Here is a 13,118-nt window from a genome sequence, read left to right on the forward strand (position 1 = left end):
TGGTAGACGAATGAATCGGTCGGCCCCTGTCGGAATCGTCGCTCTCGTCTTCCTCGTGTCGGTCGCGAGTGTCAGCGGGCCGATCGTTCTCGCGACGGACGGGCCGGCCGATCCGTCAGCACCGGAGCCCGCTGCCGTCGAGCCCCGGGCCGAACAGGTGACCGACGCTGCGGGTACCAGCCCGTTCGTCTCACAGGAGACACAGCGGTTCGACAATCGGACCTTCGAGATTACGATTCACGAAAACGGAAGCGCGACGTGGACGTTCCGATACGAACGGCAGTTCGCGAACGAGGACAACGAAACGGAGGCGAAAGCGAACTTCAGAGCGTTCAAAGAGGAGTTCGAAGCGAACGAAACCGGCCTGTACGACCGATTCATCAATCAGTCCCGGTTACTGGTCGAGGCTGGATCGCAGGAGACCGGCCGTGAGATGGAAGCGACGGACTTCGACCGGTCGGCGCGGATCGACGGGTGGCCAAACGAGCGAGGGGTAGTCGAAATGTCGTTCCTGTGGGACGGCTTCGCCAACGTTACCGACGAGACTATCGTCGCGGGTGACGTCTTTCAGGACATCTATCTGGCCGCCGATCAGGCGATCGTCTTCGAGGCAGGTGGCGATCTCACGTTCCGTACGATCGAACCCGAGGGAGAGTACGCCGGCTCCTCGCTCGAGGACGCGGATTCGGTCCAGTGGAACGGCCAACAGGAGTTCGTCGACGGCCGGCCACGTGCGGTTCTCGAGCGTCCCGACAGTGCTGCAGTCGGAAGCGGTGATACCGGAGGGGTTGGACCGACGGACACCGCCGATACGACTCGGTATCTTGCCGGGGCCGCCCTGCTAACCGGACTCGGTATCGCAGCCGTGATCTGGTACCGGCGGTACGGTCCCGGCGCTGACGATACTGCTGTACGCGGAGTGACTGATTCCGCAGCTCCGTCGGCACAACCGGCAGCTGGAGCCGATAGCGACGGCGAACCCGGAACCGTCGCGGAGACGGCCGACTCGAGCGATGGGGCGACCGCCGTCGCCGACGAGGAACTCATGTCCGACGAGGATCGCGTCGTCGCTCTCATCCAGGAGAACGGCGGCCGCATGAAGCAGGTCAACATCGTCGACGCGACCGGCTGGTCGAAATCCAAGGTCAGCATGTTGCTCTCGGAGATGGAAGACGACGGAACCATCAGCAAACTCCGCGTCGGCCGCGAAAACATCATCAGTCTCGAGGGGTTCGAACCCGAAGCGACGAAGTCGCCGTTCGACGAGTGACGATCCCGATAGCCACGCGTCGGTGACTGATTCTCACGTGGGAAGGGACACCACTCCCGGGACGAAACGGAATGCTTAAACATCGTACGCTGCTACGATTGAGTGCGAAGCACCGCGCTCCGATGGTGTAGTCCGGCCAATCATATTGCCCTCTCACGGCAATGACCAGGGTTCGAATCCCTGTCGGAGCATCCCACTTTTCCAAGCGTCGTTTCCTCCTGTCCCCGCCGGTGGGTTTCTCATCGATACACTCGGTGTGGAGCTGTCGTGTTCGTCCTCTATTTTCTGTGGCGGATCGCTCGCGGCCGTTGAGCATCTCGCTTTCGAAACGTGAGCACACTGCCCTGGGTCGACTGCAGCGGACCTGTATTGTGGTGACGGTGGTGAACGATACGGCCCGTCGGAAATCGTTTCGGTGACAGCCCGGATTCGAGTGTCCCACGAGCGACGGACGGGGTTCGGAGGGGACGCTCATCGCCCGACGTTCAGTCCGCGATCAGCAGATACGTTCGGCCGCCGCGGTGCTCGAGCGAGACGGCGTCGGTTTCGACGTTCGTGCGGACGAACTCGTCGAGTCCCGCCGCGTCCAGGTCGGTGACGTCGATCCGTCGGCGCTGGCCGTGGTCCGTCGCCGTCGGTTCGACGGTCGATCGAGCGTCGGAACGCTCGCGTTCGTTGCGATCGGTCCGTTCGTCGGCGGCTTCGACGATCAGAGGCATACGTCTCAGTTGGACTGACAGTACGTCAAACCGATCCGCCCGGAGTGAAAGTGAAAGTGCGGGAACGCGTCCGGTTCGACCGAACGTGGCCGATGGGGCTCGGTGATCGGGAGTCCGTTCGGTCGACACCGGCCTAACCGAGCGGTTTGAGTTCGACCCGATGTGTCCCGTCGTCGGTCTCGAGCGCGACCGAGTCGACGATCCCGTCACGAGCGCGCGCTCGCCAGTCGTCGACGGCGTCGGCGTGGCGCTCGCGGATCCGATCGGCCTCGGTCGAGTTCTCGGCGTCGAGGGTCGACTCGAGGTCGGGGTACGCGTCGATGAGGTCGGTCGCGATGATCGCCGACGGCGAGAGGTGGACCGCACCGGTCAGTTCGGTGTCGTCGACGTGGTAGACGTGAAGGCGGGCCCGCATTCGACCGTGGAACGGCGGGGTAACTCGAAGCACGGCCTCTCCGGGGTTTTCCCGGCTGTAGATGAACGCGTCGACGGCGTCGTCCGGCGACAGCGCGATCGAGCGGATCGCCGCTGGGTCGTCCTCGGATGCGGAATCGTCGTGCTCGGCCATCGCCCGACCGTAGGACGTGTGACGGGTTAATTGTCGGGTTCGAGTCGCCGATCCCCGTACACGCCGTCTTCTCAACCCTTTTTACTCCCCTGTGACTATCCATCGACGATGAAATACGTCCGCTTTCGCGATCCGGCCGGTGCAGTCCGCCGCGGCGAGTACGAGAACGGGCACGTCCACTTCGGAAACGAGAGCTACGCGCTCGACGATGACATCGACGTGCTTCCGCCAGCCGACCCCTCGAAAATCGTCTGTATTGGCCGCAATTACGCCGACCACGCTGCGGAACTGAACTCCGACGTCCCCGACCGACCGCTGCTCTTCTTGAAGCCACCGAACGCGCTCGCGGCCCACGGCGATACCGTAACTCTCCCGGCAGGCAAAGAACGAATCGACCACGAGGCCGAACTCGGTGTCGTTATCGGCGAGCAGTGTCGCCACGTCTCCGAAGGGGACGCGATGGACGTCGTCGAGGGCTTTACCTGCGTCAACGACCTCTCGAACCGCGACGACCAGCGTCAGGAACAAAACTGGGTGCGCGGGAAGGCCTTCGATGGCGCTGCGCCGATGGGTCCCGTGCTCGCGACGCCCGAGGAAGTCCCCGCCGATGCCGCGGTCCGGACCCGCGTCAACGGCGAGACGAGACAGGACGGCTCCCGGGACCAACTCGTGTTCTCGGTTCCGGAACTCATCGCCGAGATCACCACCTACCTCACTCTCGAGCCCGGTGACGTGATCGCGACTGGCACGCCCGAGGGTGTCGGCCCCCTCTCCGACGGTGACGAAGTCGAGATCGAAATCGAGGGCGTGGGCACGCTCGAGCACTCGGTCCGGATCCCCTGAGCCGGACTCGCGTCCCAGGCGACCGAGCGTCAACACTTTTCGGCCCGCTCGAGGAATAGGCCAGCCATGACTGTTCGATTCGATGCAGTGACCGTCGACTGGTTCGGCCTCGGAACCGTTCGACTCGAGGGACAGACCGGCGCGGTCGTCTATACCGATCCGGGTCCGGAACGGTACGGCGTTCTGGACGGCTTCGAGGCCCGCGACGGTGACCTCGTTCTCGTCAGTCACGGCCATCACTACGACCCCGCGTCGATTCGACGGGTCGCACACGAGGACGCGCTGGTCGTCGTCCACGAATCGGTCGACGCGACCGAGATCGATCACGCCGACGAGGAGCCGGAAGACCTGCCGTTCGACGTCGAACGCGTCCGTGCGGACGAATCGTTCGTTCTCGGGCCGCTCGATCTCGTTACGACGCCGGCGTACAACGATCCCGACGGCCCCCACACGGACGAGGACGATACTCCCTATCATTTCGACGGAGAGGGCTGTGGATTCGGTGTCACTATCGACGGTATCACCGCGTTCTGGCCCGGCGATACCGACGCCCTCCCGTTCCACGAGCGCATGGACGTCGATCTCTTCCTCCCGCCGATCGGGGGCACGTTCACGATGGATCGCCACGAGGCGGCGTCGCTGGCCGAAACCATCGGTCCCGACCTCGTCTTGCCCGTCCACTACGATACCTTCGACGCGATCGACACCGACGAGGAAGCGTTCGTCGTCGACGTCGCGAAACGCGGGGTTCCAGTCGTCCTCGACGAGTAGCGGTCGAAACGGCGGCGAGTCGACGGAACTCAGACGCCAATTCGCGACCAAGCGAACACTGCGATAGCGATGAGTACTAGACCCCCGAACGCGGCCCACTGTCCGAGACCGGTATCCGCGATCGGCGCGAAGATGTCGACGAGCCCGGTCCCCTGCAAGAGCCCGAGCGCGAGGAGGACCATCGCACCGATCGCGACGAGGCCGACCGTGATTCCCTCCTTCATCATCCACGCGGTCTCGTCGGCCTCCTGTGCGCTCGAGGTCGTGGGTTCGTCGATCGCCTCCTCGTCGGGGTCACTGTGCAACGGCCGTTCGCTATCGTTTTCGTCCCCCATGTCACCAGTCTAGCGAATTGGACCCGCCACAGACGGGTACCGATTGTACCTGCAGTCACAGGCCATTGCCGGCGAACCGGTCGCGTTCCGCGACGAAAGCGACAGTGGGGGACGTCGACGCGGTGGTCCCGCTGACGTGAGCGTTGGACCCCCTGGCGGGAGCGGTCGCCTCCCGGCGATTCGCACGATATAAGTGGCCCCTGCGGAATTCTTCGACACCCATGATTCGTATTCCCACAGTAAAAACGACGAAATCCCCCATCTCACCGGTTTCGGGCGGCGGGATGACGGCAGCCACGATCGGTGATCGCGATGGCCGGTGAGGGGGCCACGGACGTTTCCAACGCGGACCTCGAGTATCCGGAACGGGACTGGCGCGGCTTCTTCAGGGAACACTTCGGTCCGTCGATGCTGTGGGCGCTGATCAGCATCGGCGGGAGCCACATCGTGCTCGCGCCCACCCTCGGCGGAACGTTCGGGCTCGTCGCGATCTGGATGTTCGGGCTCATCTACGCCGCGAAGTACGGGGCCTGGGAGCTCGGCATTCGGTACAACTACGGCGTCGGCGCGAACCCGATCGAAGCCTACGACCAGCTCCCCGGTCCCAAGAACTGGGCCCTCTGGGTGACGATCCTCGTGTTCACCGGGATGTACACGTTCATCACGGCCAGCGTCGGGATGAGCACGGCGGCGTTCGTCGCCGCACTGACCCCCGAGTGGTTCACCGCAACCATCGCGTACGTCGTCTTCGTCGGCGGCGCGGGGCTACTCGTCGTCGTGTCGCGGTACAGCCTGCTCGAGACGGCCCTGATCGCCTTCACCATCGCGTTGGGTCTCCTCGTCTTGCTCGGCGTGATCGTCGGCCCGCCGTCGGGCGACGTCGTCCTCGGGACGGCCTTTGCGGTGCCCGATCTGACCGGTCCGGTCTTTATCGGACTGTTCGCCGCCGCCGCCGGCTTCGCGCCGACCGGCTTCAGCACGAGCATCCTGATCGGTAGTTGGAGCATGGCGAAAGGCGACGGCGCGAGCGAACTCGAGGAGCGAGACCTCGATCCCGAGGACCCGAAACACCACGACTACATCCGGGCGTGGATCCGGACCGGTCGGCGCGACTTCAACATCGGCTACCTGTTCAGCTTCCTGCTGATCGTCGCGATGGTGGTTCTGGCGTCGAACGTTCTTTATCCGGAACCGCCGACGGACGCGAACCTCGCGGTCGCGATCGGCTCGATCCTCAGCGACTCGTTCGGCGAGTGGTCGTACTACGCCATGCTGCTGGGCGGGTTCGCCGCGCTGTATTCGACGGTCATCACGCTGCTCGACGGCGCAGCCCGCGCCACCGGTGACATCCTGCCGATGGCCCTCGAGAACGACGACATCGACAGCGAACGGGTGCGGAAGCTGGTCGTCGTCGGCGTCGTCGCCGTCAGCAGCGCGATGGTCATCGCGCTCGGCGAGGTCCCGGTGACGCTGTTGCTCTACGTCGCCGCGGTGTTGGCAGTCACCGAGATCTTCTTCTATCCGGCCAACTGGTACGTCGTCGAGAAGAACCTGCCCGAACCGTTCCGCCCCTCGCGGGCCTGGCACGCGTACTACGTCGTCAGCCTGCTCCTGGTGTTGGTCTTCGGGGCCATGGGAGCGGCGGTTCGACTCGGGTTCCTCGGCTAACGCTGCCCGAATTCTCGATTCGGCCCTCGAACCGACATCGTGCCCGCCCGGCGGTCGTCGAACGGCGGACCGCGATCGACCGACGCCGCGCCACTCCCTGCCGCTCGGGTTGGAATGTCGATAGCTCCAAAGAGTTAGTGTCGCAGTCGGCGACGGTCGACTATGCGCAGTGACCGTCCTCGACGCCGGCGTCACGGCCGAACCGGGTCGCTGTACTGCACTGATTGTGGTGCCCCCCTCGAGGCCTCGATGCACTACTGTCCGAACTGTGGCGTGCCGATCGACCGCCCGAGCGGACGTTTGCGGTCGGCTTCGGTACCGAAATCGCGGTCGGCTTCCGAGAGGCGACTGCGAACGAACACGAGTCGCGACGCAGCGAGGACGACCGGCCGCGACGCGACCGAGGCGTCGGATCGCGACCGACTCGAGCGCCGAATCGCCGCCGCCTCGCGGGACGGTTGGCGACTCGAGCGCGACTTCGGCGATCACGCGGTGTTGGTCCGACGAACGTTCGGGGGCGTAGCCGATCACCTGTTGATCGCGCTGCTCACCGTCTGGTGGACGATGGGGGTCGGGAACGTCCTCTACGGCGCGTACCGATACGTCGACGGTGCCGAGCGGACGGTCCTGCGAGCGGAGCCGGTCGGCAGGGACGAACCCGACGACGTCACGACCGACTCGAACCTGCTTCCGCGGGCATCCGCAGCCTTCGCGTGGCTGCTGGCGGGGCTAACCGTCGCGCTCGGCGTCCAACTGGGACCGTCAGCTGTGGGGCTCGTCCTGTTCGCGCTCGCCCTCGCCCTCGCAGTTGCGGGGACGATCGTCCTCCCCTCTGTCAGTCGCCGTCTCGAGGCTCGCCACTCGGTGCTGACGAACGGACGGACCCACACGGTCGACGAACGAACCGTCGCCGCTCCCGAGGAACCGTGTGCCGCGTGTGCCGGCCCCGTCGACTGCGGGCTCGAGCGGAGCTACCGCTCGGAGGTATGCGTGCTCGGCGTGCCGGTGACCGCCACCGGCGGCCGCAACTACTACTGCCGGCAGTGTGCGAACGCGGAGTCGACCGCGACCGGCGCGAGCGATCGCACAGCGGTCGCGGAACCGCGGGTGGACGACTCGCCGACGGATTCGAACCCGGACCGAGAATCGGACCCGGACCGGGTCTGAAAGGCGGGAGAGACTCGAGTCCGCCACGGAGCGTCGGAGCGGCCCGGTCGCGATCTCAGAGGACGCCCATGTCGTCCAGTCGCTCGGGCAGATAGGTATCCGTCACGAAGTCCAGTCCGTGAGACGCCAGCGACTGCTGTTCGGATTTCTTCCCGAGATCGAGTTGCAGTTCGATCTGTTCCTCCCAGTAGTCGGTCTGGAATCGCGGGTCCTCGAGTTCGCTCTCCAGGGCGTTGATGTCCGAATCCGAGAGGGGGTCGGTCGGCAGTTCGTACTCGACGATGTCGGCGGGCTGGATGCCGATGAAGTCCGCTTCGGGGGTCGCGAGGTACTCCGAGAGGTGGGCGGACTTGATCGAGCCGTAGGCGACGGAGCCGTAGATGCGGTACGACCACGGGTCGCCGTCGGTAAAGACCGTGACCGGAAGCCCGAGTTCGTCGTGCAGACGCTTGGTGATCCGGCGGGTCGCCCGCGCGGGTTGGCCCTTGAGGTGGACGATCAGGGCGTCGTACTCCTCGTCGAAGCCGTTCTCGACGAGCCGGTCGCGCATGCCACCGGTTTCGACGGCGAGAATGAAGTCGGCGTCACAGTCCAGAAACTCGATCGTGTCCGGATTGTTCGGGATCTGGTAGCCGCCCTCGCCGACGTCCTCCTGACAGTGGATCTCCCGTTCGCCGCGTCGGGTCTGTTCGCGGAGATGCAGCGGCCCCATGAGGGTGGCTCCGGACTCCTCGGGGCGCATGTGGAAGTCCTCGCGGGTGACACCCGAGACGATTTCGAGGTCCTCGACCATGCTGTTGGACTCGTCCTGGTCGTTGAACTGGGCCTCGTCGTTGTCCCAGCTCTCCGAGAGGTAGTAGAGTTCACGCAGGGTCGAGGAACGGTCCTCCTCGAGTTGGTCGGCGAGGAACTCGATCGTGTAGACCGCCTTCAGGAGTTTTCGTGCGCCGCGGACGGAGTTGGCCGACCGGGTCGACTCGCGGTCGCCGTAGACCCAGACGTCCATCTCCTCGTCGTACTCGATGTTGTTCTTCGTCCGCGTCGGCACGGACATGTGGGGGATCTCGCCCAGTTCGAACTGGTCGTAGAACTGCGCCGCGAGATCGATCAACTGTTCTCGTGCCTGCTGGTTGTCGTCTGCGCTCATTGGTTTACAGTCAGTTTCTCGCTCTCGACGCCTTTGACGTCCAGATCGAACGTCGCGTCGTCGGATACCTCGTACTCGAGGGCCGCCTCGTCGTCGCTTCCGACGTCGGGTTCCCACTTGACGAACCACTCGCCGTCCATCTCGACGACGGACGCGCCATCCGAGAGGCTCGTCGGCTCGGCCGAGACGATGTCAGTGATCTCCAGTGATTCGTTCGTACTCGAGTTGTTCTCGACGACGACGGAGACCGCTTTTCCGTCGCCGTTTGCCTCGACGGTTCGCTCGACGAGGACGTTGTTCATGATGCGGGCGATCGCGTCGTCGATGTCGGGTTCCTCGCGGTCGGTGACCTCGGCGACCTTCGTGGCCATCTCCGGGAGGATCTTCCCGAGGACGTTCTGTTTCTTCCGGCGCTGTTGCATCGAGCGGCGCTTGTTGAGGTAGCTCTTGAGTTCCCGAGCCGCTTCCCGGACCGCGAGTTCGATCTCGTCTTCGATCTCGGGGACGTTGGCGACCGCGTCTTTCGATTCGCTCGTGAAGGGGACGTTCGTCGAGGCGACGTGGACCATGATCACGACCGGCCCGTTCGGGAGCCCGGAGCCGCCCGGCTGGTCGAGCCCGTAATTGCGCCAGCCGATCGATTTGACGACGTCGGTCGTCGCACAGGCACCCCGCTGGTAGACCAGCGGGACCCGGTTGGCAAAGCGCATGACCTCGGCGGTTCCCTCGGCCGGCAACTCGCCGCCGTAGGCGATCCCTGCCTCGACGATGAACGGATCGCCCCCGGAGACGCCGGCGTCCCGTGTCGCCGAGGCGTAGAAGTCGGCGTCGAACTCCTTCTCGAGGCCGGCGGTGATCAGGTCCTCGGAGATGGGTGCGAGACACCGCGTCGGCGGTGCCATGATGTCGGTCGCGCGCATGGCGTCGACGAGGTTGCTGGTGGCGTCGCGGTCGCCGTCGAGTTCACGGACGAGCGGCGGGTCGTCGGGGACGGTTGCCATCACGTCCCAGATCGCTTCGGTGACGTTCTCGCGGGCTGTCTCGCCGAAGGAGACGTCGTCGTACTCCTCGGTGAGGTCGGCGACCCGATCGACGTGGTCCCGAAGTCGCCGGTGGGTGAGCCGGTGACGGACGTTCCCGTCGCTCTCGTCGTCGCTCTCGAGTTCGTCCTCGAACTTGGCGGCGAGCCGGTCCGCGAAGGCCGTGATGATTTCGTCGTCCTTGCGGGTACTCGTCGCATCGTCCGCGAGCTCGTAGAGATCGGCGACCAGCCGAGAGTCGCCGTCTCCCTCGGGATCGTCGCTCTCCGCCGGTTCCGCGTCTCCGTTGCCGGCGTCGATCAGTTCGAACCAGACGGCCTCGACGGCGTTTTCGCGGACGGTGTCGCCGAACGTCGTTCCGTGGTTGTCCTCGACCGCCTCGGCGGCCGATTCGACCGTCTCGATCAGTTCGTGGTAGGCGATACGGTCGTGATCGTCGACCCCGTCGGCGATGGCTTCGGCGAACGCGGCCGTCGCCTCGGGGCCCTTGTTCGCGGTGGCGTCGGCGACGGCGGCCTCGAGATCCACGTCCTCGTGTGTGGCCGGCGGCCGCCAGCGCATCTCCCGTCCGTAGTGGCGATCGCGGAACGCGTCGATGATCGAGTCGGCGGTCTTCTTCCCGACGCGGGTGAACTCCTCCTGTACGAATCCCGACACCGTCTGGGAGTCCGTCGCCGCCAGCATCTTCATCACGGTGCCGAGTTCGACGCCGTGGGGATGGGGGCGGATCTCCTCGGTCTCCGCTGGGAGCTGGTCGGTCGCGCGTTCGAACTTGAAGTGCTCCTGTGGTTCGCGCAACTCGAGGCGGGCGTGGGGGTTGACGACCGCCGTGTGCTTGATGTAGTCGTGGAGCTGCTGGCGGGCGCGCATGTTCGCCTCCATCTCGAGTTCGATGCGCGTCCCGTGGGGCCGATCCCAGGTGGTCGTCTCCTCGACGCTGATCTCGGGCTCGTTGTCGTCCGTATCGACGATGAGCTCGAAGTATTCGGCCTCGCTCGAGCCCTGCGTTCGGCTCGTGATCTTGGCGGGTTTCCCGCTGGTCAGCTGGGCGTAGAGAACGGCGGCAGAGATACCGATCCCCTGCTGACCGCGGGACTGTTCGCGTGCGTGAAAGCGAGAGCCGTAGAGTAGTTTCCCGAAAACCTTCGGGAGCGATTCCTTGGTCAATCCCGGGCCGTTATCCTCGACGATCAGGCGGTAGTAGTCGCCGGCTTCCTGAATTTCGACGTAGATATCCGGGAGAATGCCCGACTCCTCGGCGGCGTCCAAGGCGTTGTCGACGGCCTCCTTGACGGCCGTGACGAGGCCTCGAGCGCCGCTGTCGAAGCCGAGCATGTGCTTGTTCTTCTCGAAGAACTCGGCGATGGAGATCGACTGCTGGCTCGCTGCCAACTCCTCGGCGATCCCCTCCTCCTCACCGAGTGTCGACTGGAACGACGTCATCGTCTCCCTGTACTAACGGGGAGGCTAAAAGGTGTGTGCTACCGGAGTGAAAGTGAATGCACACCCCGATTTCGATGGGGCGATGTGCGTTCGACGGCCCGCTGGCCGTCGTCACTCCCGCTCAGAAGGTAATAACCTCGTAGTCGTCGCCCACCAGCGAGCGGATGCTCGGGTGGCCGTCGTTGTCGTCGACGGTGACGACGCCGGCATCGTCGATCGCTTCGTCGACGCCGAACGCACCAGCACAGAAGTCACAGGCCGCGGCATCGTCGCTGACAGACTGGTAGAGTTCGTGATAGTCGTGGTCCTCGTCCTCCAGTTCCGGGATCCATTGGGTCCCAGCACCGTCGAAGATGAGTTCGAGGTCGGCCTCGGGATCGTCGGCGAACTCCTTGGCCGCTTCGAGGCCGTTTACGAGACGGCCGGTGTCGCTGTGGGACTCGGTTCCTGCCAGAATAATAATCGCTGCGTTCGTCATTACGGACAGTAGTACACCGCGGGAGATCAAAAGGAGACTGCGGTCGTGTGTGGCCAACGCAAACCCGTCGCCGGCGACGAGATTCCGTCGAGCGAACCCGTCGTGAGGGGCGACCCGGCTGACGGGTGCGTGACAGTCGAATCGGCGTCTCCCCTCAGTGACTGTGGCTGTGATCGTGCCCGTCACCGCGCGTGAACCGTCCGGAAAAGGCTCGGTGGACGACTTCCGAGAGGGCGGGATGGATGTGGACCGACTGGCGGATGTCCTGGACCGTTCCGGAGCCAGCCGTCATCGCGACGACGACCTCCTGAATCAGATCCGAGGCCTCGGGGCCGATGATGTGACAGCCCAGAATCTCGCCCTCGAGGTCGATGATCGGTTTGACGAACCCCTCGGCGTTCATGGCACTTCCGCGAGCCGTCTCCTCGTAGCGGTAGGTTCGTGTGGCGTACTCGCGGTCGGCGGCTCGCAGTTCCTGTTCCGTGAGTCCGACGCCGGCGACCTCCGGGGAGGCGAAGACGGCGAAGGGCATCGCCGAGTAGTCGACCGGCTCGAGGTCGTCGCGAAAGAGGTTCCGCGTCACGGTCCGCGCCTCGTGGTTGGCGTTGTGTTTCAGCAGGTACTCGCCGACGATGTCGCCCAGCGCCCAGACGCCGTCGGCGGTCGTCCGCAGGTACTCGTCGGTCTCGACGAACCCGGCCGCGTCGGTTTCGATACCGGCGGCTTCGGGGTTCAGCGTATCGGTGTTTGGAACCCGACCGGCCGCGACGAGTAGCTCGTCGCCGGTGACCGAGACCGGATCGTCCGAGTTCGCGTCGCCCCCGTCGGAGTACGTGTAGGGGCGTGCCTCGACGGTGATCGATCCGTCCGATTCCGATACTGCGGTGGCCTCGTAGCCGGTGTAGACGTCGAACCGGTCGGCGTAGCGCTCGGTGAACGCGGCGGCCACCTCCTCGTCGGCGTCGGGGAGCAGGGTCGGTCGCCGACCGATGATCGACACGTCGCTGCCGAACGTCCCGAAGAACTGACCCAGTTCGGCGGCGATGTAGCCACCGCCGACGATGACGAGGTGGTCCGGTGGGGCCTGCAACTGCAGTGCTTCCGTGCTGGTGAGATAGTCGACGGTCTCGATGCCGTCGATCGGCGGAATCGCGGGACGGGTCCCCGCCGCGACGAGGACCGTCTCGGCAGCGAGGCGCTCGCCGTCGTGGTCCCCGCCGGCTAGCTCGAGCGTGCGTTCGTCGACGAATCGCCCCTCCGCCTGGTAGAGGTCGTGGCGGTCCGAGGAACTGAGACCGCGCCGGATCGAGTCCGAACTCCCGTGGACGTCCTCGGTTACCTCCCGGACGATCTCGGCGAAGTCGACGTCGGTGACCGTCGCGTCGATCTTGAACTCGTCTGCGCGCTCGATCGTCTCCATGACGTCGGCGTGGTACAGCAGTTTCTTCGATGGAATACAGCCCCGATTGAGACAGGTGCCGCCGAGTCGCCCCTTCTCGACGATCGCGACCGATTGGCCCTGATTCGCCGCCGCGTTCGCCACGTCGAGCCCCGATCCGGAGCCGATGACCAGAACGTCGTACTCCTCCATGGGTACGAGTGGGGCCGGAGCGCAATGAATACCGTTCCCCGTTTCCGGAGCTGTCGGGATGAATACACCCGATACGTG

General features: G+C 65.0%; 12 protein-coding genes and 1 tRNA gene. 6 read left to right on the forward strand and 7 right to left on the reverse strand.

Annotated elements, in window-relative coordinates; genetic code table 11:
- The first annotated feature begins 10 nt into the window (after positions 1-10).
- Both J0X27_RS14775 and J0X27_RS14780 read left to right on the forward strand, forming a co-directional pair.
- A complete protein-coding gene (locus tag J0X27_RS14775) occupies positions 11-1,270 on the forward strand; it encodes a DUF7343 domain-containing protein (RefSeq protein WP_207269920.1) in 1,260 nt (419 codons plus the stop codon).
- Positions 1,271-1,386: 116 nt separating this feature from the next.
- A tRNA-Glu gene (locus tag J0X27_RS14780) sits at positions 1,387-1,461 on the forward strand.
- A 294-nt stretch (positions 1,462-1,755) separates the two neighbouring features.
- Here J0X27_RS14780 and J0X27_RS14785 read toward each other — a convergent pair.
- Both J0X27_RS14785 and J0X27_RS14790 read right to left on the reverse strand, forming a co-directional pair.
- Entirely contained in the window at positions 1,756-1,989 is a 234-nt protein-coding gene (locus J0X27_RS14785) for a hypothetical protein (RefSeq protein ID WP_207269921.1), read from the reverse strand.
- 133 nt (positions 1,990-2,122) lie between these two features.
- Positions 2,123-2,557 carry a DUF8009 family protein gene (locus tag J0X27_RS14790; RefSeq protein WP_207269922.1) on the reverse strand — a complete coding sequence of 145 codons (435 nt, stop codon included), beginning with the start codon at positions 2,555-2,557 and terminating at the stop codon, positions 2,123-2,125.
- Between the two features lie 108 nt (positions 2,558-2,665).
- On the opposite strand from J0X27_RS14790, the gene J0X27_RS14795 reads away from it, so the two are divergent.
- On the forward strand, positions 2,666-3,400 hold the full coding sequence (locus J0X27_RS14795) for a fumarylacetoacetate hydrolase family protein (RefSeq protein WP_207269923.1): 735 nt from the start codon (positions 2,666-2,668) through the stop codon (positions 3,398-3,400).
- Between the two features lie 66 nt (positions 3,401-3,466).
- Positions 3,467-4,171 carry an MBL fold metallo-hydrolase gene (locus J0X27_RS14800; protein WP_207269924.1) on the forward strand — a complete coding sequence of 235 codons (705 nt, stop codon included), beginning with the start codon at positions 3,467-3,469 and terminating at the stop codon, positions 4,169-4,171.
- Positions 4,172-4,200: 29 nt separating this feature from the next.
- Here the strand turns inward: J0X27_RS14800 and J0X27_RS14805 are convergent, their stop codons facing one another.
- Positions 4,201-4,506, reverse strand: a complete 306-nt coding sequence (locus J0X27_RS14805; protein ID WP_207269925.1) for a hypothetical protein — start codon at positions 4,504-4,506, stop codon at positions 4,201-4,203.
- 312 nt (positions 4,507-4,818) lie between these two features.
- Between J0X27_RS14805 and J0X27_RS14810 the strand changes: the two genes are divergently transcribed.
- Together J0X27_RS14810 and J0X27_RS14815 are read left to right on the forward strand one after the other, a co-directional pair.
- Positions 4,819-6,174: an Nramp family divalent metal transporter gene (locus tag J0X27_RS14810; protein WP_207269926.1), complete on the forward strand. Its 1,356-nt coding sequence runs from the start codon at positions 4,819-4,821 to the stop codon at positions 6,172-6,174.
- A 249-nt stretch (positions 6,175-6,423) separates the two neighbouring features.
- Positions 6,424-7,341, forward strand: a complete 918-nt coding sequence (locus J0X27_RS14815; RefSeq protein ID WP_425491922.1) for a DUF8108 domain-containing protein — start codon at positions 6,424-6,426, stop codon at positions 7,339-7,341.
- 55 nt (positions 7,342-7,396) lie between these two features.
- Here the strand turns inward: J0X27_RS14815 and J0X27_RS14820 are convergent, their stop codons facing one another.
- The 4 genes from J0X27_RS14820 to J0X27_RS14835 form a co-directional block, all read right to left on the reverse strand.
- A complete protein-coding gene (locus J0X27_RS14820) occupies positions 7,397-8,488 on the reverse strand; it encodes a DNA topoisomerase IV subunit A (protein ID WP_207269928.1) in 1,092 nt (363 codons plus the stop codon).
- Positions 8,485-10,971, reverse strand: coding sequence for a DNA topoisomerase VI subunit B (locus J0X27_RS14825; protein WP_207269929.1), 2,487 nt, complete (start codon positions 10,969-10,971; stop codon positions 8,485-8,487). The genes J0X27_RS14820 and J0X27_RS14825 overlap by 4 nt, the downstream gene beginning before the upstream one ends.
- Before the next feature lie 121 nt (positions 10,972-11,092).
- The gene (locus J0X27_RS14830; RefSeq protein WP_207269930.1) at positions 11,093-11,449 is read right to left on the reverse strand and encodes a DsrE family protein; all 357 of its coding nucleotides are present in this window, start codon (positions 11,447-11,449) and stop codon (positions 11,093-11,095) included.
- Between the two features lie 154 nt (positions 11,450-11,603).
- Positions 11,604-13,040: a dihydrolipoyl dehydrogenase gene (locus J0X27_RS14835; RefSeq protein ID WP_207269931.1), complete on the reverse strand. Its 1,437-nt coding sequence runs from the start codon at positions 13,038-13,040 to the stop codon at positions 11,604-11,606.
- Positions 13,041-13,118: the final 78 nt, after the last annotated feature.

It is taken from the genome of Natrinema longum, from assembly GCF_017352095.1.
Lineage (GTDB): Archaea > Halobacteriota > Halobacteria > Halobacteriales > Natrialbaceae > Natrinema > Natrinema longum.